We start from the raw sequence: 22418 nt of genomic DNA, 5'->3' as shown, positions 1-22418 counted from the left end.
AATTTCACAAACTTTTATGCTGTTGCTACAAGTTTTAACCATTTGCGGCTAAATTGCGAAGTTTTTTTACTTCATGTGGCGTTAAGACACGTCCTTCTCCAGCGTTCAAGCCTTTTAATGTCAGACCACCCATTTCAATACGCGTCAATTTTGTTACTTCATGACCGAAATGTTCGAACATACGACGTACTTGTCGATTTCTACCTTCTGAAATTGTAATTTCAACAAGTGTTGTATTTTTTTCTTTATCTTGATTTTTAATTTTAACTTCTGCTGGATGTGTTTTTCCGTCTTCTAATTGAATTCCTTTTTCAAGTTGTTTCACTTCATCGCGCATCAAATAACCTTTTAATTTAGCTACATATTTCTTTTTAATTTTATAACGAGGATGTGTCATTAAGTTTGTAAACTCGCCATCATTAGTTAAGATAAGCAATCCAGATGTATCGTAGTCTAAACGGCCAACTGGATAGATACGTGTTTCTAAATCCTCGAAATAATCAGTTACGACTGTTCTACCTCGATCATCAGATACACTTGTGATAACTTGTGCTGGTTTGTAGAATAAAATATAAAGTTTGTCTTCTTGTTCTAATTTAACGCCTTCAACTTCAACATTATCTGAAGGTTTTACTTTAGTACCTAATTCAGTTACAGTTTCCCCGTTCACTTTAACTTTACCTTCTGTAATTAATGTTTCTGCTTTTCTTCTAGACGTATAACCGCTATTTGCGATACGTTTTTGTAATCTCTCTAATTCTTTACTCATTATTATCTCCTTTTTGGTTAATTAAATTGTTGAAGAATGATTCTATTTCTTCTTCCTCTTCTTCGGTCGTTGGTAATTCATCTATATTTTTCATGCCGAATACATTTAAGAATAACGGCGTAGTATATAATTGTTGGCTTCTTGAATTGTCTTCATCTTTAGCTTCGATTAACCCTCTAGCAATCAATGTTTTGGCAGCACCATCAGAATTAATTCCTCGTATGACTTCAATATCACTTCTTGTGACAGGTTGGTTGTAAGCAATGATTGAAAGGACTTCCATGGCTGCTTGAGACAGTTTCATATTAGATTGTTGCTTCACAAGTTGTTCGATATAATCAGCTAATGCTTGTTTAGTTGTCAGAACTAATGTGTTTCCATATTGATGAATCATGAGTCCGGGTGATTCATAGTCAGCTACTAATGCAATCAATTCTTCCTCAGAGACATTTAATATGTCTTGCAGCTGAGTTATTTCTAACCCCTCATCCCCTGCTGTATATAATAAACCTTCTAATATTCCGATTTGCTTAAGCGCCATAATTTACACCTCGAGTTATATTAATGTCTGCGAATTCTTTATCTTGTGTAATTTGAATAATGCCTGATTTAGACAATTCTAAAATTGCTAGAAAATGTGTAACGACATGCTCTGTTGTCTCTTTAAAAGTGAACAAACTGAAGAAATTAAATGACGTTGCTTTTGCCAAACGTTCAGACACTTGTGTTGACGCTTGTTCAATCGTAAATGTTTCTTTTTGGATAGTAACTTGTCTCGGCGTGTCAAATGAAGCTCTAGTCTTGATACGTTGATACGCCATAATTAATTCAGTAAGGTCAATCGTATGGTTTTCATCCCATAATTCTGCAGTTTCTAAATGACTTAAGTCAGTTGGATGTTTACTATAGTACTGTTCTCTTTGAACTTTCATTTCATTTAGAAATTCAGTATATTCTTTGTAGTTTTGATATTCTATTAATCTTCCTACTAGATCTTCACGAGGATCGTCTAAATCTTCATCTTCTAGATCTGGTTGTTGCGGCAATAACATTTTGCTTTTAATCATAAGCAGCTCTGATGCTACAACTAGGTATTCACTTGCAATATTAATTTCTAATTGTTTCATCGCATGAATATAATTCATATATTGTTCGGTTAAAGCTTTCATGGGAATATCATAAATATCAATTTCATATTTATGTATCAAGTGTAATAATAAATCGAGCGGCCCATTAAAAGCATCTAGTTTAACTTCGTACATCCATTTGTATCTCCTTTAATTGCAAGTCGCATTTGTCATTCAGTACAATATTATACATCAATCATTATAAGAATTAAACGAGAAACAAGGAGCGCTTAACAGATGAAACAAGCATTAATCGAGTTTTACTATCAGTTCCACACTAAACAACATTATTTTTTGTGCCATGATATTTTAGAAGACGCATGGAAAGCTCAATCTCATTTCACGAAACAAGACGCTGTAGTGAGTTTAATTTTGTGTGCGACCGGATGCTATCACTATAGACGCGCAAATTATAAAGGTGCACATACATTATTTAATCGTGCTTATCGAGCAGCTCATGCGAATTATGCTAAATTAGATCAATTAGGATTAGAAAGCAGAAGTTATCTAATGTTATTACGTGAGTTAATTGAAAGTACTAATCAGGAGCTACTATTTAAACCAGTAGAATTACCTTTACTCTCAACAATGAAAAAACAAATCAAACGCATTTATCCTGATTATGCAATCATGCATCAAATTAATACACTTCCTTATATCTGCGACCATCACATGTTAAGAGATCGTCATGAAGTTGAACAAGCAAGATTAGAAGCATTAAAACAAAACCAATTGAAACATAAAAAATAGTGCATGAACCAAATGATCATGGCTCATGCACGTGGGTGGAATTCGTTGTACATTTTTCTGATTTGAGATTTCGAAACATGCGTATAAAGTTGTGTAGTTGAAATATCAGAATGTCCTAACATCTCTTGAACTGCTCTTAAATCTGCCCCATTTTCTAGTAAATGTGTCGCAAATGAATGACGTAATGAATGGGGTGTCAGCTTTTTAGATATATTGGCTTGGACACCATATTGTTTAATGAGTTTCCATATTCCTTGTCGTGATAAAGGTTTGCCGTGCATATTTAAAAAGAGTACGTCCGTAACTGTACGCTTTAATAATTGCGGACGAACAGTTTCGATATACTTTTTCAAATAATCAATCACCGTTTCACCTAAAGGGATAATCCGCTCTTTGCTTCCTTTACCGAATACGCGGACAAAGCCCATAATCAGATTGACATCCTCGACTCTGACATGAATCAACTCTGTTACACGCATGCCCGTTGCATAAAGCAACTCTAGAATAGTTCTGTCACGATAGCCGTTGTTTTTTCCTAAATTCGGCGTTTCTAACAACGCTAAAACATCATCGACATCTAACACATCTGGTAATCTGCGTTCATATTTCGGAGTTTCAATTAAAACTGTCGGGTCTTTTGCGGCATAGCGTTCTCTGAGCGCAAATTGATGGAAGCTTCGAACAGTGGAGATAAAGCGTGCGATTGATTTTGCGGAATGACCCTCATCGTGTAAATATCCTAAACATTGTTGAATCGTTTCTCTATCAATAAAATCTATATGTTTAACCTTTTTTAATTCTAAATAGGCTTTATATTTATTTAAATCACGACGATAGGCCCCAATGGTGTTAACACTTAAACCTTTTTCAATTTGGATGAACTTTAAATATTCCTCAATAATATTTTGAAAATTCGTTTCCAATCCGTTCACCTTCTAACCTAAACTAACTCTCTTTTTTCTTTTGTTGGCACTCACGACAAATACCATGAAATGTCAAACGGTGGTCTAAAATTTTGAAATGAAATTCAGATTCTACTCTTTCTTCGACTTTTGGCAATAAGTCTTCGACAATTTCTTCAACTTTACCACATTCCATACATACAAGATGGTGATGGAAGTGCTTTTCGCCTTCTTTTTTCAAGTCGAAACGTGAAACGCCATCGCCAAAGTTGATTTTATCGACGATTTTAAGTTCAGCAAGCAGTTCTAAAGTACGATAGACAGTTGCTAAACCAATTTCTGGTGCTTTGTCTTTTACTTTTAAATAGACATCTTCTGCACTGAGATGATCTTCTTCGTTTTCAATAAGCACTCTTAACGTTGCTTCACGTTGTGGAGTTAATTTGTAGGATGATTTTTGTAACTGTTGCTTCACGCGTTTTAAACGTTCTTCCACGGAAGCCTCACTCCTCTACTAATAATTATTATCATTGTAATGTAACTTAATGACTCATCTATAAATTACCAGTATTTGAGGCAAATTGCAACACATTCTCATTTGTTATTTAGAATGATTATAATGTGATAATACGTGTTGTAACGCGATTAAAGTTTTGGCATCTTCAATTTTATGATTTTGTACTAAATCATTGATTTCATCGAGACTCAACTCTACTTGTTCAACAAATTCATCTGGGTCTAGATGGACCTCGCCTTTTACTAAATCGTCAGTGAAATAAATAGCGATTTTCTCATTTGCGAATCCAGGAGAGGTATAAATATCAGCAATCAATTCTAAACTATTCGCTTTATAACCTGTTTCTTCCTCTAATTCTCGTAAAGCTGCTGATTTTGGTTCTTCCCCTTTTTCTAACTTGCCTGCTGGGATTTCTAACAATACTTGTTCAATCGGTTTACGATATTGTTTAACGAAAACTACTTTGTTTTCGTTAGTTAATGCACATACTGCAACTGCACCTGTGTGATTAACAATTTCACGTTTTGAAGTCTTGCCATTTGGTAATTGTACTTCATCTACATCTACTTCAATAATTTTACCTTTGTAGATAGTTTGTTTATTTAATGTTTTCTCTGTTAAATCCATTTGAATCACGTTCCTTTTAACTATATTGAAATACTGATAAACTAGCAGTGTTAGACAATTAAAGTGTATCGAAAGGAGTCACAACATGCAAAAGAATGTTTTGAATAGCGGTTTAGAGATTTCTGAATTAGGTTTAGGGTGTATGAGTCTTGGTACAGAAAAGAAACATGCACAAGCCATTATCGAACGTGCCATTGAATTAGGAATAACATATTTTGATACAGCAGACATGTATGACAAAGGCATCAATGAAAAGTTAGTAGGAGAAATTTTGAAACCGTATCAAAACTCAGAAGATATCGTTATCGGAACCAAAGTCGGTAATCACCTTCAACCAGATGGTACGACATTTTGGGATCCTTCTAAGAAACACATCAAAGAAAGTGTCAAACAATCATTAAAAAACTTAGGTGTCGATCAAATAGATTTATATCAATTACATGGCGGAACAATTGAAGATCCGCTTGATGAAACAATCAGTGCTTTTGACGAATTAAAACAAGAAGGATTAATTCGTGCCTATGGTATCTCTTCTATTCGCCCTAATGTTATTAAATATTATTTAGAGCACAGTCAAATTGACACTTGGATGGCACAGTATAATTTGATTGATAATCGTCCTGAAGATTTAATTCAACAAGCACATCAAAAAGGTGTTAAAATGCTCGCGCGTGGACCATTATTTAAAGGGTTACTGACAGCTGAAAGCAATACAGCGTTAGACCAAAAATTTGCGGATGGTATTTTTGATTATAGCTATCAAGAACTTGGCAGTACAGTCGCATCGCTTAAAGAAATTGAAAATAATTTATCAGCACTCACTTTCAATTACTTATTAACACAAGACGTTTTAGGTTCAATTGTGGCAGGTGCTAGTAGTGTTGAACAACTAGAAGAAAACGTGAAGAATTATCAAACACATGTGGATTTAACACGTTTACATGCCGCAAAAGAACGCGTAAAAGATTTGCATTATACAAATCATCTCAACTAAACCACTAAATCATAAATAGGAATATAAATGAATAAGACTTGTCATCTCCTCAAAATAACGTAACGTTGTTACTGAGAACTATTTTGGACGGATATGACAAGTCTTTTTATTATGAGTTTTTATTATTAAATAATTGCGGTGCCAACCTTTCAAGTGTTCTTGGTGATAATTGATAGATTTTCAAAAGTTTGTGCAACCATTTAGGGCGATTAACTTCAGCCTTTCCTTTTAACATCGCAGAAATGATATCTCTCGCTAGTACATTAGGATCTAACATAAACTTATCAACTTGTGCAGCATAATTTAGTGTAGGATCTGCTTTAGCATGAAATGGTGTACGTATCGGTCCTGCATTTACTACTGTCACTTGATAATCTGGCTGTTCCAATCTTAATGTGTTTAATACTTGATTAAATCCTGCTTTACTTGCTGCGTAGTGACCACTTGCTGTTTGGGTAGAAAAAGCTGCTAAACTACTGACACCGACTATAAAAGGATGTTGTGTAAAATAAGGTGCAAGTTGAGATAATAATAAGTTGAAATGAAGGACATTAATGGTATACGTTTCTATCATTTCCTGTTCACTATGTTGCAGTATAGGTTTAAAATATCCCAACCCTGCACTATGTATTAATCCATCGATTGGTTTTGAAAATGTGAGTTGATGAATATCTGTTGCATCATTTAAATCACAATACTTTGAATCTAATAAGTGTTGATTGACTGGAAAATGTGTTTCATTAAATTTTTCTATGTTTCTTACTAGTAAAGTTACATGAGTACCTTTGGCTAAAAGTTGTTGCGTAAGTGCATAGCCAAGTCCACTCGTGCCTCCTGTTACGATAAAATGCTTTCCTATTATCTGTTGCATTATAATCCTCCGCTCTGTATGAGTTGTATATCCGTTGAAATTATAGCCTCAAATTAACATTGTTGTGCAAAATGATTGATATTGCTATGATAAGTGTATCAATTATCAAAATATAGGGAGTGCTATTCAAAATATGAAAATTGTATTCTATGGTTCAGGCAACATGGCTCATGCTATTTTTGCAGGAATAATTGCATCTGAAGTAATCGATCCTAATGATATTTATATTACAAACCGTTCTAATGAAGCGGTCTTAAAAGGCTATGCTGACGAATTAGGCGTTAATTATAGTTATGATGACGCCGCATTATTAGCAGATGCTGACTTTGTCTTTTTAGGAACGAAACCCTATGATTTTGAAGCATTAGCTGATAGAATCCGTCCATATATTACAGATAAAAATAGATTTATTTCCATCATGGCTGGTATCTCGATACAGTATATCAGAAAACAACTTGACCATGATAACCCAATTGCACGTATTATGCCTAATACGAACGCACAAGTCGGTCATTCAGTCACAGGTATCAGTTTCTCAGAAAACTATAAGCAAGAAGATAGAAAACAAGTTATTGATATTGTCCATGCGTTTGGTTCAGAAATTGAAGTTCAAGAAGATGCGTTGCATCAAGTCACTGCGATTACTGGCAGCGGCCCTGCTTTCTTGTATCATGTGTTTGAACAATATGTAGAAGCGGGTGTCAGACTTGGTTTAGATAAAGAAGAAGTTGAAGAATCTATACGTAACTTGATAATCGGAACTGGAAAAATGATTGAGCGTTCTGATTTAAGTATGGAACAATTAAGACAAAACGTGACTTCTAAAGGTGGAACGACGCAAGCAGGCTTAGATGCTTTAGCTCAACACGATATTGAAAGTATTTTCGAAGATTGCTTCAATGCGGCAGTAAAAAGAAGTAAAGAGTTATCGAACGACGAATAAGTTAAAATTGATAAAAGAAATGCTGAGACAGTTAAATTATCTGCCTCAGCATTTTTATATTTCAAACGCATCAAAGTCTCTTACGAATTTAAATTTTAAATGTGGATAATGCTCTTGTAATTCAGCATACAACACGTCGATATCACTCAGGTTATAACGGTTACTAATATGATTCAACAATGCTTGTTTCGCATGAGAATCTTCTAATAGTTTTAATACATCTGAAATATGGCTATGATGATGACTATCCGCTAATGTTCTATCACCATCAATATATGTAGCTTCATGAACAATCACGTCAACATCTTCAGAAAGTAAATATTCATTTTTACAAGGCATGGTATCGCCGAATATTGCGATTTTAGGACCTATTTTATCTGAACCTTTAAATTGTGATGAGTCATAAGTTTGATTGTTGAATACAAAAGTATTTTGTTCTTTGACTTCTTGGTATTTTGGTCCTGGTTCCATACCGATAGCTTTTAATGCAGCGACATTTATTTTACCAGGTGTGGTTGGTGCTTCAATACGGTAGCCGAATGATGGTACACCATGATTCAAAGCATATGCACTGATTGTAAAACCTTCGTGATGGTAATGTAATTGTTCATCAATTTCTATAAATGTAATTGGATAATTTAATTTAGATAATGAGGCTTGTAATGTCATTTCAACATAGCTTTTAATACCTCTTGGCCCAATGATTGTTAAGGGTTTATCTTCCCCGCCTTGGAAAGAACGGCTTGTTAATAAGCCGGGTAAGCCGAATATATGATCACCATGCATATGGGTGATGAAAATATGGTCTACTTTTCCGAGTTTAATCGAATGATGCAAGATTTGATGTTGCGTTCCTTCTCCTACATCGAATAGCCATATTGAATTTGAATAGGGTTCTAAGTTGAGCGCTATTGCTTGTGTATTGCGTTCTTTGGTTGGCAACGCCGCTCCAGTACCTAAAAATGTAATTTCCATTATAACGCTCCTCTCTACACGTTAGTGTACCATATCTAAAATGACAAACACGAAGAAATTTAAGCATAAATGTGTTACATTAATTCTTCATAGTTTATAATAATAGCATATCTAATATAGAATTGAGGTTTTGAATCTTGAGTAATAAAAGAAAGCATATACCATGTTTGATTACAATTTTTGGAGCAACTGGTGATTTAAGTCATCGAAAGCTGTTCCCTTCACTATTCCATTTATACCAACAAGATAATTTAGATGAACATGTTGCAATCATTGGTATTGGCCGTCGTGACTATTCGAATGAGCATTTTCGCAACCAAGTTAAGTCATCTATTCAAGCTCATGTAAAAGATACAAAACACCTTGATCAATTTATGGAACATGTATTTTACTTCAAACATGATGTCAGCGAAGAACAAAGCTATGATGATTTATTGCAGTTTAGTAATCAACTCGATTCAGAATTCGGCTTACAAGGAAATCGTCTATTCTACTTAGCTATGGCCCCTAATTTCTTTGGTTTAGTTACGGATTACTTAAAATCATCTGGTTTAACTAAGACAAGAGGATTCAAACGCCTTGTAATTGAAAAACCATTCGGCAGTGATTTGGCTTCAGCTGAAAAATTAAACAAACAAATTAGAAAATCATTTAAAGAAAATGAAATTTACCGTATTGACCATTATCTTGGTAAGGATATGGTACAAAACATCGAAGTGTTACGATTTGCGAATGCGATGTTTGAACCTTTATGGAACAATAAATACATTTCAAATATTCAAGTGACTTCATCTGAGATTTTAGGTGTTGAAGACCGTGGAGGGTATTATGAATCTAGCGGTGCATTGAAAGATATGTTCCAAAACCATATGCTTCAAATGGTGGCGTTGTTAGCGATGGAACCGCCGATCAGTTTAAATAGTGCAGATATCCGTGCGGAGAAAGTAAAAGTGTTGAAGTCGTTGCAACCATTGGATTCTGAAGCGGTTCGTACAAACTTTGTACGTGGTCAATATGATGCTGGTGAAATTGATGGCAAGTATGTTAAAAGCTATCGTGAAGAAGATCGTGTCAGCGAAGACTCAATCACACCTACTTTTGTTTCAGGTAAAGTCATGATTGATAACTTCCGTTGGGCTGGTGTACCATTCTACATCCGTACTGGTAAACGAATGAAACGTAAATCTATTCAAGTCGTGGTTGAATTTAAAGAAGTACCTATGAACTTATATTACGAAAAAGATAAGCATTTAGATTCCAACTTATTGGTTATTAACATCCAACCTAATGAAGGTGTTTCTATTCATTTAAATGCGAAGAAGAACGTACAAGGTATTGAAACTGAACCAGTTCAACTATCATACTCAATGAGTGCACAAGATAAAATGAATACCGTTGACGCCTATGAGAACTTATTGTTCGACTGCTTAAAAGGTGATGCAACAAACTTTACACACTGGGAAGAATTAAAATCAACTTGGAAATATGTTGATGCAATTCAAGAAGAATGGGATCAAGTTGAACCTGACTTCCCTAACTACAAATCAGGTACTAACGGTCCATTAACAAGTGAATTGTTATTAAGTCGTGATGGATTCCACTGGTGGGACGATATACATTAATATCAGTTTAAATTTATGAAGACAAGACAGTGTCACAACATTGATACTGTCTTGTTTTTTTAACGTCTTTTTGTAGGAAAGTCATAGAAGAATACGGTATAATATAGGACAATAGTTATTTTAGGAGTGAGCAGTTTGGACGTTATCAAGCAAATACAACAGGCCATTGTTTATATTGAGGACCGTGTTTATGAGCCTTTTCATTTGCAAGATTTAAGCGATTACGTTGGCCTTTCTCCCATGCATCTAGATCAGTCTTTTAAAATGGTTGTCGGCTTATCTCCTAGTGAGTATGCAGAAGCTAGAAAATTAACGAAAGCAGCTGAAGATGTGATTGTAGGGGCTTTTCGTTTAGTAGATATCGCTAAAAAGTATCATTATGAAGATACAAATGATTTTGCTAATGCATTTAGTGATTATCATGGCATTTCCCCTATTCAAGCAAAGCTGAAGCAAGATGAGTTGAAAATGCAAGAAAGATTATATTTAAGAATAGCAACAACGGATCGTCCACCTTATACGTATAGATTAGAAAAATCTGAGGATCACGCATTAGTCGGTTATGCTAAATTTGTGAATACAGAGGACTTAAGCAATCCATTTCTTGTTGCTGATTTTTTAGAGGATTTATTAGTAGATGGTAAAATTAAAGAACTTGAACGTTATAACGATGTAAGTCCTCATGAACTATTTGTTGTAAAATGCCCACTGGAAAATGGTGTTGAATTGTTTATAGGTGTACCAAGCGAACGGTACCCCGCTCATTTAGAAAGTCGATTTTTACCCTCTAGACAATATGCTAAGTTTAATTTACAAGGTGAGATTGATTTTGCGGTTAATGAAGCATGGCACTATATTGAAACAAGATTGCAGCTGACGATGCCTTATGAAACTGAAGCTTTGTATGTAGAAGTTTATCCATTTGATATTTCCTTCGACAATCCTTTTACTAAAATTCAATTATGGTTGCCTGTTGATTTAGATGAATAATTAAAGTGAAAAGCACACTATCAGAAATGATAATCTGATAGTGTGCTTTTTATAGATTTATAAAATTATTTTTCTTCAGCCCAATGTGTATGGAATGTACCTTCTTGGTCTTTACGTTGATAAGTGTGCGCACCGAAGTAGTCACGTTGTGCTTGAATTAAGTTTGCTGGTAAGTTTTCTGAACGATAGCTGTCAAAGTAATTAATGCTCGCAGCAAATCCAGGTGTAGGAACACCATTTGCAACACTTTCAGCAACAACATCACGTAATGCTGATTGATAATTTGTTACGATATCTTTGAAATAAGGATCCAATAATAAGTTTTGTAATTCTGGATTATTATCATATGCCTCTTTAATTTTTTGTAAGAATTGTGCACGAATAATACAACCTGCTCTCCAAATCATAGCTAAATCGCCAAGTTGTAAGTTCCATTCGTTTTCTTCACTTGCTTTACGCATTTGCGCAAAACCTTGTGCATATGAACAGATTTTACTCATATAAAGCGCCTTACGGATTTTTTCTAAGAACTCATCTTTATTACCTTCAAATTTTGGTGATGGGCCAGTTAATTCTTTAGAAGCAGCGACGCGCTCATCTTTCATTGATGAGATAAAGCGTGCGAATACAGATTCAGTAATAATTGTTAATGGTACACCCAGTTCTAATGCATTAATAGAAGTCCATTTACCAGTACCTTTTTGACCTGCTTTATCCATTACTTTTTCAACTAATGGGGAACCGTCTTCATCAAGTTTGTTGAAGATTTCACCAGTAATTTCAATTAAGTAACTTTCAAGTTCGCCTGCATTCCATTCTTTGAATGTATTTGCGATTTCAGTATGTGACATATGCAATGCATCTTTCATTAATGCATAACTTTCAGCGATTAATTGCATGTCAGCATATTCGATACCATTGTGTACCATTTTAACGTAATGTCCTGCACCGTCTGGACCAATGTATGTTACACAAGGCGCACCATCGTCAGCTTTAGCAGAAATTGCTTCTAAGATATCAGCAACTTTGTCATATGCTTCTTTTTGACCACCAGGCATGATTGAAGGACCAGTCAATGCGCCTACTTCTCCTCCTGATACACCTGTACCAATAAAGTTAATGCCGCTTTCTGCTAATGCTTTGTTACGACGAATCGTATCTTGATAGTTTGTATTACCACCATCGATTAAAATATCACCATCATCTAATAATGGTAATAAACCTTCGATTGTCGCATCCGTTGCCGGACCTGCTTTAACCATTAAAAGAATTTTACGTGGACGTTCAAGTGAATTCACAAATTCTTCTAAAGAATAAGTTGGGTGAATATTTTTGCCTTTTGATTCTTCGACCATTGTGTCAGTTTTTTCTTTTGAGCGGTTATAAACTGAGACTGTATAGCCACGAGATTCAATATTCCAAGCTAGGTTTTTACCCATTACGGCTAAACCGACTACACCAATTTGTTGCGTCATATTACTTACCTCTCTTTGATAAAATTTTCTATTTTATTGTATCACAATTAGCGTTCCTGCTCACTTATTCAAGCTTAAAATCAATCGCTAGTTAATTCTACAATTTTAAGTAGTTGTTCAGCTAATAAATTTAAAGATTGAATTTCCATTCTTTCTTCAGTTGTATGGATATTTTGATATCCGATACCAATAATCACAGTTGGAATACCTAATGCGTTGATAATATTTCCATCAGAGCCGCCTCCGGCAACCACTGTATTTCCACTTAATCCTAAACTTTGTGCACTTTTTACTGCATATTGTGTCACTTTAGCATCTTCAGCTACTTTAAAACCTTGATAACTTTTACTTGTAAATACATCAGCACTGCAACCATAAGCTTCGGCAGTTTCCTCAAATACTTGTTTCATATGGTTGATTTGGGCTTCGATTTTGTTATTGTCATGTGATCTGGCTTCTGCATGTAATGTGACTTCGTCAGCGACTATATTCGTTGCTGAACCGCCAGTAAAACTACCGATATTGGCAGTTGTTTCATCATCGATTTTACCTAACTTCATTTTACTGACTGCTTTCGCCGCAATATTAATAGCACTTACACCTTTATCCGGTGTGCTGGCATGTGCTTTTTTACCATGAATTACTGCACTAAGTTTCATCTGTGTAGGTGCACCCAATACAGTTGTTCCAATTGGTGCACTAGCATCTACTGCGTATCCAAATTGTGCATCTAATAATTCAGGATTAAGCGCCTTAGCACCTAGTAAACCAGACTCTTCACCTACTGTGATAACAAATTGAATTTGGCCATGTGGGATTTGATTTTCTTTTAATACTTGAATTAATTCAAGTAAAGCAGCAATCCCTGCTTTGTCATCTGCGCCTAGTACAGTTGTACCATCTGAATAGATATATCCATCATCTTTGACGATAGGTTTAACGCCAATACCAGGTGCAACTGTATCCATATGACTTGTAAAATAAATTTTTTGGGTTTTATTGTGATTTTCTGTTGCCGCAAGTGTACAGATTAAGTTGTTTGCACCTAAGTCGGGCTGTTCACCTGCATTATCTTCTTTTACTGTTAAACCTAAACTTTCAAATTTTTCTTTGAGAATTGGTTGAATGATTTCTTCATGACCTGTTTCTGAGTCGATTTGTACCAATTCTAAAAATGTTTCTAGTAAACGTTGTTCGTTAATCATGTTCTAACCCCTTCCTATACTATGTTTAGTGTATACGATTTATCTGCTTTGTAAAACATATATGTTCTAAAAAATAGGTTAAAATCATGATATAATAATTTGTAAGCGTCAAGTTGAAAACATAACCATATTGATTTAAAATAAAGTACTATATTTATAATTAAGAAGAAAGTTTATCTGGAGGAGAATAACGTGTTTAAAGGCAAAGTCTCAAAAGTTGTTATCATCGTTATGTTGGTAGCAGTAATCGTTGCACTGATATTATCAAGTTTAGCACCATTGATGCAGTAATAAAAAATGAGGATGATCTGTAAAAAAGATCACCCTCGTTTTTTTATATTTCATCGTATAATTTTAACGATCCAAAATGAGATTTAATTTGTAAATAACGTTCTAGTTCACTAACAATTTGTATTTCGTTTGCACGATTGATTAAGGCTTCTTTCGACTGAGGCAGAGATTGATCATAAAGATCAATATGTAAATCATAAAGTGAATACAGACGCATCGCAGTATAATCATTACTATTAACGTTCTTAGCTATTTCAGCAAACAAATTACCTAAACGATGCATCATTTTATCTTCTGATTTTATATTCTTCAGCAGGTGTTCAATACGCTCTATTATTTCCAATTGTTCTTCTCTCATATCAAAATAATGATAATAAGAGTTTTCGTTACGAACAAAGTGATTTTTTACGTCTCTGAACGCATAAGATTTCGCTTTTTGGATTTCGAGTTCAATGTTTTTGAGTGGCACATCTACTGGATAATCTAAATCAAAACATGATTTACTGAATGCATTGAAAGTCTCAGTAAACTGTTTCTTTATTTTATGTTTATATTCTTTTAATTGTTTATCTAGACTTGGCATAATTAAGTTCATAATAAAAGCGATACCTAAGCCAACGATTAACAGTAAAACTTCATTGATAAATAAATGTAAATCAATAACTTTAGCATTAAAAACATGTAGCAATATAACGCAACTTGTAATAATACCTTCTTGTACCCCTAATACTACTGTTAAAGGTATAAAGAATAATACGATTAAACCTAATACAATTGCATTTTGACCAAGCAAACTAAAAACGATAGATCCTAATATCAATATAAGAATACAGGATACAAAACGAGAAACAATTGCTTGTAGGGAATGTACTTTTGTATGTTTAATACATAAAACAACTAAAATGGCACTTGAAGAAAAATTATCTAAACCAATTAATTTGGCAATAATTATTCCAAGTGCCATTCCTACAGCAGTCTTTATCGTTCTAAATCCTATTTTATAGGGATTAAAACGCATCATCTGCTTTACCTCTTATCGTTCTTCACAATATTTTTCGAATAAATTTTGAAGCTGTGTAATAACATCCATAATGTCATGGCCTTCTATTTGATGACGTTCAATCATTTCAGCAATTTTACCATCTTTAACTAACGCAAATGATGGACTTGAAGGAGCATAACCTTCAAAATAATCTCTCGCTTGTTGTGTCGCTTCTTTATCTTGTCCTGCAAAGACTGAAACTAAGCGATCAGGTAGTTTATCATAATGTAATGAATGTTCAGCAGCTGGACGTGCAATACCTCCAGCACAACCGCAAACTGAGTTAACCATAACAAGTGTAGTACCGTCTTGTTTTAATACAGCATCTACTTCTTCAGGCGTTGTAAGTTGTTCATAACCTGCTTTTTCTATCTCGTTACGTGCTTGTTCTACAACATCGTTCATATATAAATCGAAATTTAAATCCATATCGAAATCACCTTTCAGTTCTTAATAACGTTCTATTTTATTCTACTAATTAATTTAGTAATCTTCAACAGGATTAACTTTAACATTAAGAACAGTTTAATAAATATGCGTATGTTCGATTGTAAATTGTTCTACTCTATTTTTGATTGTGTTCATGAAACGACCAGCTTGTAAGCCATCTAAAATACGATGATCAATCGAAATACATAAGTTCACCATATTACGAATTGCAATCATATCATCAATCACAACTGGTTTTTTTACAATGGATTCTACTTGTAAAATCGCAGCTTGTGGGTGGTTAATAATGCCCATCGAAGAGACAGAACCGAATGTTCCAGTATTATTTACAGTAAAAGTTCCACCCTGTAAATCAGCTTGTGTTAATTTATTTTGACGTGCTTTTTGAGCTAATTCATTAACTTCGCGTGCAATTCCCTTAATTGATTTTTCATCTGCATTGTGGATGACTGGTGTATATAATTTATCCTCTACAGCTACTGCAATTGAGATATTGATATCCTTATGAACTTTAATTTCAGAGCCTTGCCAACTACTGTTTAACATTGGAAACTCTTTTAATGCTTCTGCAACTGCTTTAACAAAGAATGCGAAGAATGTTAAATTATAACCTTCTTTTGCCTTAAATTGCTTTTTATGATGATTTCTAGTTTTCACTAAGTTTGTTGCATCAGCTTCAACCATCATCCATGCATGAGGAATTTCTGAAACACTTTGAACCATATGTTTAGCAATCGCTTTACGCACACCATTTACAGGAACAGAATCAGCTGGAACAGTTGATTGTTCTGTAGATGCAGAAGGTTGGATATTTTCTTTTTCAGCAGGTTTATTTTGAATTGGTGTTGACCCAGCTTGAGTTGAGACAGCTTCTGGGTGAGCAATTACATATTCAATATCTTTTTTTGTCACACGACCTTCAAAGCCTGTCCCTTTAACTTGTGATAAATCAATTTGATGTTCAGAAGCTAATTTAAATACAACAGGTGAATATCTACCATTATTTAGTGGTTTATCAGAGGTAGCGTTCTTAAAATTTTGTTTAGATTCAGTTTGGGTTTCTGTTGATGTATTTTCATTTTCGGGTTTTTCTGTAGTTGCTGTTGATTCTGGTTTTGAATCAGATTCTGAAATCTCATCTGATGAACCTTCAGCATCAATTTCACAAATTGGAGTCCCGACACTAATAGTTTCCCCAGCTTCAACTAGGATTTTGGTAATTGTACCAGCTTCAGTAGACGGTACTTCCGCTGTTACTTTATCTGTAATAACCTCACAAATAGGCTCGTATTCTTCAATAGTATCGCCGACTTCTACTAACCATTGTTCAATTGTACCTTCATGTACACTTTCTCCGAGTTTCGGCATTTTGATTTCCATTTGATAAGCCTCCTATAATTTAGAAACGTGCAAGTTTTAACATTTTTGCTTTGATTTTATCTGGATTCATCATGAATTCATCCTCTAATGGTGGCGAGAATGGCATAGATGGCACGTCTGGACCAGCAAGACGCATGATTGGAGCATCTAAATCAAACAAGCAATTTTCAGCGATGATTGCTGATACTTCTGACATAATGCTGCCTTCCAAATTATCTTCAGTTACAAGTAAAATCTTACCTGTACGTTTTGCACGTTCAATAATCGTTTCTTTGTCTAATGGATAAACTGTACGTAAGTCGACAACTTCTACATCTATACCTTCTTCTGCTAAAACATCTGCAGCTTGTAAGCTGTAATTAACACATAAACCATAAGTAAAGACTGTAATATCATTGCCTTCACGTTTTACATCCGCTTTACCTAGTGGGACTGTATAATATTCTTCAGGTACTTCCTCTTTAAGTAACCGATACGCTTTTTTATGTTCGAAATAAAGTACAGGATCATTCGATTCAACTGAAGCTAATAGCAGACCTTTCGCATCATATGGTGTAGATGGAATAACGATTGTTAATCCAGGTGTAGATGCAAAAACACTTTCTATACTTTGAGAATGATATAAAGCGCCATGTATACCTCCACCAAAAGGTGCACGAATAGTGATTGGTGAACTCCAATCATTATTTGAACGGTAACGCATTTTTGCAGCTTCACTCATAATTTGGTTAGTCGCTGGTAAAATATATTCAGCAAATTGAATTTCAGCAATTGGGCGCTTACCTAACATAGATGCTCCGATAGCTGTACCAACGATATTTGATTCGGCTAATGGTGTATCGATGACACGTTCAATTCCGAATTTTTCTTGTAAGCCTTGAGTAACACCAAATACGCCACCTTTTTTACCGACGTCTTCTCCTAATACAAATACATCAGGGTCTTTTTCCATAGCCTGATAAATTGCTTGTTTGATAGCTGCTAAATAAGTGAGTTTAGCCATTATTCAAGCCCTCCTTCTTCGTAAACAAATGTATATGTTTCACTTGGATCTGGATAAGGAGAAGCTTCTGCTTCTTTTGTTGCTTTGTTGACGATTGATTTATTTTCTTTTTCAATTTCGTCGAACCAAGCTTGATCCGCAATGCCTAAATCCATCAGATGTGCTTTAAATTTAATATTGCAATCTTGAGATTTTAAGCCTTCTCTAATTTCAGGACTACGATATTGGTCATCATCATCAGAAGAATGTGCAGTCATTCTAGTACACATTGCTTCTAATAAAGTAGAACCCTCGCCACTTAATGCTCTTTCGCGTGCTTCATGCATAGCTTTATACATTGCAATTGGGTCATTTCCATCTACTCTTTCTCCGTGGATACCATATCCAAGCGCACGATCAGAAAGTTTTTCAGCAGCATATTGTAAGTGTGATGGGACTGAGATTGCATATTCATTGTTTTCAATCACACAAATAAATGGTAATTTTTGAACCCCAGCAAAGTTTAGTCCCTCATGGAAATCGCCTTGGTTAGATGTTCCTTCACCTAGTGTTGCCATAGCAATATTAGGTTTGCGATCCATTTTTAATGCTAAAGCTGCACCTACACCTTGTAATACTTGCGTGCCTACTGGTGAACTTTGTGATAAAATATCGACAGATTTTTTACTGTAATGTGAAGGCATTTGTTTACCTCCAGAGTTGATATCTCCTTTTTTACCAAAAGCTGACATCATTGTTTCAGCAGGTGTAATACCGAGATATGTGATTAATGCTAAATCACGATAATAAGGTGCTGAAACATCTCCTTTTTCCATCGCAAACGCCATACCGATTTGTGCTGCTTCTTGACCTTGGCAACTAATTACGAAAGGAATTTTGCCTGCACGGTTTAAGAGCCACATTCTTTCATCTAATTTGCGGCCAAGATCCATCCATTTATACATTTCTTTTAAATCATTTTCGGTCAGACCGGCAGATTTATAATCCATCATTTTCTATTTCCTCCTCATATTACGCATGAACAGAGCGTTTTGCTGCTTTAAGTCCAGCTTCCATTAGAACTTCTGAAAGTGAAGGATGTGCATGTGTTGTTAGTCCTAATTCAAGCGTAGATCCATTCATAAATTGTAGTAAAGCAACTTCGTTGATTAGTTCTGTTACACGTGGACCTATCATACTTAATCCTAATACAGAATCTGTTTCTTGGTCTACCACTACTTCACAAAAACCATCTTGTTGATTAGCATCTTCAATCACAGCTTTACCAATAGCTTTAAAAGGAACTTTAAAACTACGTGCTTTTTTATAATCTGCGGCTTTAGCTTGTTCTACATTCATGCCGATTGATGCGATTTCAGGATAAGTATAAACACATTTTGGAATTGCATTATAATCAACTGGAATTACTGAGTCTTCAAACATTGCTTCTACTGCAGTTGTCCCTTCTTTAGAACCAGCGTGTGCAAGTTGTAATTTACCGATGCAGTCTCCAGCTGCATAAATATGTTGTTCTTGGGTTTGTTGTTTGTTATTAACTTCAATAAAACCTTTTTCGTCTAAATTAATTTTTGTATTGTTTAAGCCGATATCCTCTGTATTTGGTTTGCGACCTACTGCTAATAAAATTTTATCTACTTGCAGTGTTTCATTTTCTAGTTTGATTTCAGCTGAATCATCACTAATTTGAATTTGGTCTTCAGATAATTGAATATTTTCACGAATCTGCACACCTCTATCATTCAAGTGTTTTTTTAATGTTTGTGTAACTGATTTATTTTCACTAGGTAAAATGCGTTCACCTGCTTCTATAACTGTTACATCAACACCAAAATCATTTAATAATGAAGCAAATTCCATACCAATAACACCACCGCCAATAATAGCAATGGACTGAGGAAGCTCTGTCATTTTTAAAATGTCATTGCTTGAAAGTACAACTTGGTGATCAAATGATAAGAAAGGTAATTCCGCTGGTCTAGAACCTGTCGCGATCAGCACATAATCATTCGGAATAAGTTCAGATGTACCATCTTCGTATTCAACAGATATTGTACCTGGTTGAGGTGAAAAAATTGATGAACCCAGAATACGTCCAGTGCCGTTGTAGATATCGATATGGTTGTGCTGCATTAAGTGCTTAACGCCAGTATGCATTTGTTCAACAATATCATTTTTTCGTTCATATACTTTATTATAATTCAAATTAAATTGTTCTGTTTCAATACCATATGCCGCAGCATGTTTAACTGTATGTAATACTTCAGCTGACTTTAACAAGGCTTTAGTCGGAATACATCCTTTATGCAGACATGTACCGCCGAGTAATTGATTTTCAACAATCGCGACTTTTTTGCCCAATTGAGATGCGCGGATGCCTGCGACATAACCTGCAGTGCCACCACCTAGAATAACTAAATCATATTGTTCTTCTGCCATGATTGATCTCCTAACTATATATTTTTACTTCTTCGCGTAAATTAACTGCTTCATAAACTTGATTTGCAAGAGCTTCCATCTCTAACTCGCCTGGATATACACTAACAGGAGCAATCCATTCTACATATTCTTGAATTTTATCCGTGATGAGTTGACTGTGTGCAATTCCGCCTGTTAAAAGAATTTGATCGATATCGCCTTTAAAAATAACAGCCCTTTCGCCAATTGTCTTCGCAATTTGGTAAATCATTGCATCTAAAATTAAATGAGTTGTTTTATTTACGCTATATTCATTCACTAACTGTTTCATGTTATTAGTAGAACATAAATTAACGAGTCCTGCTTTCTTGCTAATAAAGTGTTGAAGTGCTTCAGGTGAATACCCACGCTCAACTCCAAATTGATAAAGCATATCATTCGGAATTGTGCCAGCACGTTCTGGACTCATTGGACCTTCGCCGTATAAGCCTTCATTCACATCCACAACTTTACCTTGTAAATGCGCACCTACTGTAATACCTCCACCCATATGAACCACAATAACATTGACTTTGTTATAAGGCTTTTGAATGGACTTTGCATATTGACGTGCAACTGCCTTTTGATTTAAAGCATGAAAAACACTTCTACGCTTAATATCCTTTATACCTGTTATCCTTGCGATATCAATTAATTCATCAACAACTACAGGATCAACAATAAATACAGGTATATTTAGTATTTCTCCTAATTTATACCCTATAATCCCACTTAAATTGGAAGCATGTACACCATATTTGAAAGATCTTAAGTCTTCATACATTTTAGAATTCACTGTATATGTACCGCCAGCTATGGGTTTAAGTAGACCGCCTCTACAAGCTATCGCATCGATACTTTGCATCCCTGGAGTCTTTTCTTTTATAAATGATTTTATGGAATCAATTCGATATGATTCTTGATCAAGTAAAGGTTTTTGTGAGATGTTCAAATCATGATGAATCGTTTCCATTGAAACACAATTTTCATCTTGATAAAAGCCTATTTTTGAAGAGGTACTACCTAAATTTATGACTAAAATATTGGTCATATATTTCACCTGCTTTATATTGCATTCATGATGCAGTATTCATGTTTTCTCAAAACTACCCTTTATATTTTACCTTAATCTAGTATTCAATTAAAAGTAATCCCCTATAAAAGTAATGACTTGTTACCCTCAAATAGTTATTTTGCAGTTTAAATCTCTAAAAACAAAATAAAAAGTACGACTTTCACTGACAAATGAAAATCGTACTTTTTAATTTATTAGCCTTAAACGTTATAGAAACCTGAATATCACATAATAGATTTGTATGTCATGATTTAATTTTGATACAAAAGATTAGTTATGACGAAAACCTAATATGAGTCTGAAAATGATGGATATCATAACTATGGCTATTCCAACAATTGAGAAATTGAATAGATTAGTAGGTTTCATTATAGAAGAAAACACCCAAGTTCCTAACGGCATAAATAGTATTGCAACTGAAAATATAATCCCAAAAACTCTTCCTAAATATATGTCTTCAACATTTCTTTGAGTATATGAAAAAATTTGCATGTTAAACATTGTTAAAAATAAATTGAAAATTAATGGTATGAGTAGAATCACAAAATAGATATGTAGTAATAAGTATACAATTGGGCAAACACTTAATGAGGTTCCTGAAATTCCTAATAAAGTCATCAATTTCTGAATTGGTAGATCTTTTTTGATATTCCTATTATTTATGCGCCAATTATTTCACCAATAGCTTCAGCAGTTAAAAATGAACCATATAAACCTATTGCTATATCAGGAAATATTTGATTACTAAATGGCAGTAGTAAGTTATAAGCTGCAAGAAAAAAGTTTACAAGTACAGAAAGTACAACTATCAAAAAAATCTCTTCATGGTGCAATAAATATTTAAAACCTGAAATTAAATCGTTAAAAGGATTTATTTGAAATATCTTTGCTTTTAAGAAAAATCGTACTATATTCTGAGGAATTGATACTATTATTCATGAAAATAGGAACAGAAA

23 protein-coding genes are annotated in these 22418 nt (G+C 34.4%); 5 read left to right on the top strand and 18 right to left on the bottom strand.

The window, feature by feature from the left end:
* Positions 1 to 34: 34 nt before the first annotated feature.
* The 3 genes from HMPREF2603_RS07710 to HMPREF2603_RS07700 are packed head-to-tail and all read right to left on the bottom strand — an operon-like array spanning position 35 to position 2031.
* Positions 35 to 769 (bottom strand): pseudouridine synthase, encoded by a 735-nt coding sequence (locus tag HMPREF2603_RS07710; RefSeq protein ID WP_023015179.1) that lies wholly within the window; start codon positions 767 to 769, stop codon positions 35 to 37.
* On the bottom strand, positions 762 to 1310 hold the full coding sequence (gene scpB / locus HMPREF2603_RS07705; RefSeq protein WP_060804310.1) for an SMC-Scp complex subunit ScpB: 549 nt from the start codon (positions 1308 to 1310) through the stop codon (positions 762 to 764). Before scpB ends, HMPREF2603_RS07710 begins: the two co-directional genes overlap by 8 nt.
* Positions 1300 to 2031 (bottom strand): segregation and condensation protein A, encoded by a 732-nt coding sequence (locus tag HMPREF2603_RS07700; RefSeq protein ID WP_023015178.1) that lies wholly within the window; start codon positions 2029 to 2031, stop codon positions 1300 to 1302. The genes scpB and HMPREF2603_RS07700 overlap by 11 nt, the downstream gene beginning before the upstream one ends.
* A gap of 102 nt (positions 2032 to 2133) precedes the next feature.
* Here HMPREF2603_RS07700 and HMPREF2603_RS07695 point away from each other — a divergent pair, with 102 nt between their 5' ends.
* Complete coding sequence (locus tag HMPREF2603_RS07695) at positions 2134 to 2646, top strand: DUF309 domain-containing protein (RefSeq protein WP_060804311.1); 513 nt, start codon at positions 2134 to 2136, stop codon at positions 2644 to 2646.
* Positions 2647 to 2669: 23 nt separating this feature from the next.
* On the opposite strand, the gene xerD is transcribed toward HMPREF2603_RS07695, so the two are convergent.
* The 3 genes from xerD to HMPREF2603_RS07680 all read right to left on the bottom strand — a co-directional run bounded on the left by xerD (position 2670) and on the right by HMPREF2603_RS07680 (position 4692).
* Positions 2670 to 3569, bottom strand: a complete 900-nt coding sequence (gene xerD, locus HMPREF2603_RS07690) for a site-specific tyrosine recombinase XerD (RefSeq protein ID WP_002480996.1) — start codon at positions 3567 to 3569, stop codon at positions 2670 to 2672.
* 22 nt (positions 3570 to 3591) lie between these two features.
* Complete coding sequence (locus HMPREF2603_RS07685; protein ID WP_002480997.1) at positions 3592 to 4044, bottom strand: ferric iron uptake transcriptional regulator; 453 nt, start codon at positions 4042 to 4044, stop codon at positions 3592 to 3594.
* Positions 4045 to 4149: 105 nt separating this feature from the next.
* A complete protein-coding gene (locus HMPREF2603_RS07680) occupies positions 4150 to 4692 on the bottom strand; it encodes an NUDIX hydrolase (RefSeq protein WP_023015176.1) in 543 nt (180 codons plus the stop codon).
* A gap of 85 nt (positions 4693 to 4777) precedes the next feature.
* On the opposite strand from HMPREF2603_RS07680, the gene HMPREF2603_RS07675 reads away from it, so the two are divergent.
* Positions 4778 to 5686 carry an aldo/keto reductase gene (locus HMPREF2603_RS07675; RefSeq protein ID WP_002480999.1) on the top strand — a complete coding sequence of 303 codons (909 nt, stop codon included), beginning with the start codon at positions 4778 to 4780 and terminating at the stop codon, positions 5684 to 5686.
* Between the two features lie 109 nt (positions 5687 to 5795).
* Here HMPREF2603_RS07675 and HMPREF2603_RS07670 read toward each other — a convergent pair whose 3' ends face one another.
* Entirely contained in the window at positions 5796 to 6557 is a 762-nt protein-coding gene (locus tag HMPREF2603_RS07670; protein WP_186822228.1) for an SDR family NAD(P)-dependent oxidoreductase, read from the bottom strand.
* A gap of 133 nt (positions 6558 to 6690) precedes the next feature.
* Between HMPREF2603_RS07670 and proC the strand changes: the two genes are divergently transcribed.
* Positions 6691 to 7500 (top strand): pyrroline-5-carboxylate reductase, encoded by an 810-nt coding sequence (gene proC / locus HMPREF2603_RS07665; protein WP_002481001.1) that lies wholly within the window; start codon positions 6691 to 6693, stop codon positions 7498 to 7500.
* Positions 7501 to 7554: 54 nt separating this feature from the next.
* Here the strand turns inward: proC and rnz are convergent, their stop codons facing one another.
* Positions 7555 to 8475 carry a ribonuclease Z gene (gene rnz / locus HMPREF2603_RS07660; RefSeq protein ID WP_060804312.1) on the bottom strand — a complete coding sequence of 307 codons (921 nt, stop codon included), beginning with the start codon at positions 8473 to 8475 and terminating at the stop codon, positions 7555 to 7557.
* A gap of 137 nt (positions 8476 to 8612) precedes the next feature.
* Here rnz and zwf point away from each other — a divergent pair, with 137 nt between their 5' ends.
* Together zwf and HMPREF2603_RS07650 are read left to right on the top strand one after the other, a co-directional pair.
* Positions 8613 to 10097 (top strand): glucose-6-phosphate dehydrogenase, encoded by a 1485-nt coding sequence (zwf, locus tag HMPREF2603_RS07655; RefSeq protein ID WP_002481003.1) that lies wholly within the window; start codon positions 8613 to 8615, stop codon positions 10095 to 10097.
* A gap of 135 nt (positions 10098 to 10232) precedes the next feature.
* Positions 10233 to 11087, top strand: a complete 855-nt coding sequence (locus HMPREF2603_RS07650; RefSeq protein WP_023015172.1) for an effector binding domain-containing protein — start codon at positions 10233 to 10235, stop codon at positions 11085 to 11087.
* Positions 11088 to 11152: 65 nt separating this feature from the next.
* On the opposite strand, the gene gndA is transcribed toward HMPREF2603_RS07650, so the two are convergent.
* From gndA to HMPREF2603_RS13375, 10 genes are all read right to left on the bottom strand, one after another.
* On the bottom strand, positions 11153 to 12562 hold the full coding sequence (gene gndA, locus HMPREF2603_RS07645) for an NADP-dependent phosphogluconate dehydrogenase (protein ID WP_002481005.1): 1410 nt from the start codon (positions 12560 to 12562) through the stop codon (positions 11153 to 11155).
* Positions 12563 to 12642: 80 nt separating this feature from the next.
* Positions 12643 to 13767, bottom strand: coding sequence for a M20/M25/M40 family metallo-hydrolase (locus HMPREF2603_RS07640; protein WP_057510486.1), 1125 nt, complete (start codon positions 13765 to 13767; stop codon positions 12643 to 12645).
* Positions 13768 to 14101: 334 nt separating this feature from the next.
* Complete coding sequence (locus HMPREF2603_RS07635; RefSeq protein ID WP_070502040.1) at positions 14102 to 15079, bottom strand: aromatic acid exporter family protein; 978 nt, start codon at positions 15077 to 15079, stop codon at positions 14102 to 14104.
* A gap of 12 nt (positions 15080 to 15091) precedes the next feature.
* The gene (gene brxB / locus HMPREF2603_RS07630) at positions 15092 to 15529 is read right to left on the bottom strand and encodes a bacilliredoxin BrxB (protein WP_002481008.1); all 438 of its coding nucleotides are present in this window, start codon (positions 15527 to 15529) and stop codon (positions 15092 to 15094) included.
* A gap of 96 nt (positions 15530 to 15625) precedes the next feature.
* The gene (locus HMPREF2603_RS07625; RefSeq protein ID WP_060804314.1) at positions 15626 to 16930 is read right to left on the bottom strand and encodes a dihydrolipoamide acetyltransferase family protein; all 1305 of its coding nucleotides are present in this window, start codon (positions 16928 to 16930) and stop codon (positions 15626 to 15628) included.
* Between the two features lie 19 nt (positions 16931 to 16949).
* On the bottom strand, positions 16950 to 17933 hold the full coding sequence (locus HMPREF2603_RS07620) for an alpha-ketoacid dehydrogenase subunit beta (RefSeq protein WP_060804315.1): 984 nt from the start codon (positions 17931 to 17933) through the stop codon (positions 16950 to 16952).
* A complete protein-coding gene (locus HMPREF2603_RS07615; RefSeq protein WP_002481011.1) occupies positions 17933 to 18925 on the bottom strand; it encodes a thiamine pyrophosphate-dependent dehydrogenase E1 component subunit alpha in 993 nt (330 codons plus the stop codon). The genes HMPREF2603_RS07620 and HMPREF2603_RS07615 overlap by 1 nt, the downstream gene beginning before the upstream one ends.
* Positions 18926 to 18944: 19 nt before the next feature.
* Positions 18945 to 20369 (bottom strand): dihydrolipoyl dehydrogenase, encoded by a 1425-nt coding sequence (gene lpdA / locus HMPREF2603_RS07610; protein ID WP_060804316.1) that lies wholly within the window; start codon positions 20367 to 20369, stop codon positions 18945 to 18947.
* A 10-nt stretch (positions 20370 to 20379) separates the two neighbouring features.
* Positions 20380 to 21438, bottom strand: coding sequence for a butyrate kinase (gene buk, locus HMPREF2603_RS07605; RefSeq protein ID WP_057510481.1), 1059 nt, complete (start codon positions 21436 to 21438; stop codon positions 20380 to 20382).
* 683 nt (positions 21439 to 22121) lie between these two features.
* Entirely contained in the window at positions 22122 to 22274 is a 153-nt protein-coding gene (locus HMPREF2603_RS13375; RefSeq protein WP_156423347.1) for a hypothetical protein, read from the bottom strand.
* Positions 22275 to 22418 lie beyond the last annotated feature (144 nt).

It is taken from the genome of Staphylococcus sp. HMSC055C03, from assembly GCF_001809385.1.
Taxonomy (GTDB): domain Bacteria; phylum Bacillota; class Bacilli; order Staphylococcales; family Staphylococcaceae; genus Staphylococcus; species Staphylococcus simulans.
Note: the sequence above shows the minus strand (reverse complement) of the source record. Positions and strands in the feature narration are given on the sequence as shown.

Excerpts from the sequence above, each read along its gene's own strand:
- buk (WP_057510481.1), bottom strand. The coding sequence starts at position 21,438 with ATGACCAATATTTTAGTCATAAATTTAGGTAGTACCTCTTCAAAAATA.
- HMPREF2603_RS07615 (WP_002481011.1), bottom strand. The coding sequence starts at position 18,925 with ATGATGGATTATAAATCTGCCGGTCTGACCGAAAATGATTTAAAAGAA.
- HMPREF2603_RS07675 (WP_002480999.1), top strand. The coding sequence starts at position 4,778 with ATGCAAAAGAATGTTTTGAATAGCGGTTTAGAGATTTCTGAATTAGGT.
- HMPREF2603_RS07710 (WP_023015179.1), bottom strand. The coding sequence starts at position 769 with ATGAGTAAAGAATTAGAGAGATTACAAAAACGTATCGCAAATAGCGGT.
- HMPREF2603_RS07680 (WP_023015176.1), bottom strand. The coding sequence starts at position 4,692 with ATGGATTTAACAGAGAAAACATTAAATAAACAAACTATCTACAAAGGT.
- HMPREF2603_RS07635 (WP_070502040.1), bottom strand. The coding sequence starts at position 15,079 with ATGATGCGTTTTAATCCCTATAAAATAGGATTTAGAACGATAAAGACT.
- HMPREF2603_RS07670 (WP_186822228.1), bottom strand. The coding sequence starts at position 6,557 with ATGCAACAGATAATAGGAAAGCATTTTATCGTAACAGGAGGCACGAGT.
- scpB (WP_060804310.1), bottom strand. The coding sequence starts at position 1,310 with ATGGCGCTTAAGCAAATCGGAATATTAGAAGGTTTATTATATACAGCA.
- rnz (WP_060804312.1), bottom strand. The coding sequence starts at position 8,475 with ATGGAAATTACATTTTTAGGTACTGGAGCGGCGTTGCCAACCAAAGAA.
- HMPREF2603_RS07700 (WP_023015178.1), bottom strand. The coding sequence starts at position 2,031 with ATGTACGAAGTTAAACTAGATGCTTTTAATGGGCCGCTCGATTTATTA.
- lpdA (WP_060804316.1), bottom strand. The coding sequence starts at position 20,369 with ATGGCAGAAGAACAATATGATTTAGTTATTCTAGGTGGTGGCACTGCA.
- proC (WP_002481001.1), top strand. The coding sequence starts at position 6,691 with ATGAAAATTGTATTCTATGGTTCAGGCAACATGGCTCATGCTATTTTT.
- brxB (WP_002481008.1), bottom strand. The coding sequence starts at position 15,529 with ATGGATTTAAATTTCGATTTATATATGAACGATGTTGTAGAACAAGCA.
- HMPREF2603_RS07695 (WP_060804311.1), top strand. The coding sequence starts at position 2,134 with ATGAAACAAGCATTAATCGAGTTTTACTATCAGTTCCACACTAAACAA.
- HMPREF2603_RS07625 (WP_060804314.1), bottom strand. The coding sequence starts at position 16,930 with ATGGAAATCAAAATGCCGAAACTCGGAGAAAGTGTACATGAAGGTACA.
- HMPREF2603_RS07620 (WP_060804315.1), bottom strand. The coding sequence starts at position 17,933 with ATGGCTAAACTCACTTATTTAGCAGCTATCAAACAAGCAATTTATCAG.
- gndA (WP_002481005.1), bottom strand. The coding sequence starts at position 12,562 with ATGACGCAACAAATTGGTGTAGTCGGTTTAGCCGTAATGGGTAAAAAC.
- HMPREF2603_RS07640 (WP_057510486.1), bottom strand. The coding sequence starts at position 13,767 with ATGATTAACGAACAACGTTTACTAGAAACATTTTTAGAATTGGTACAA.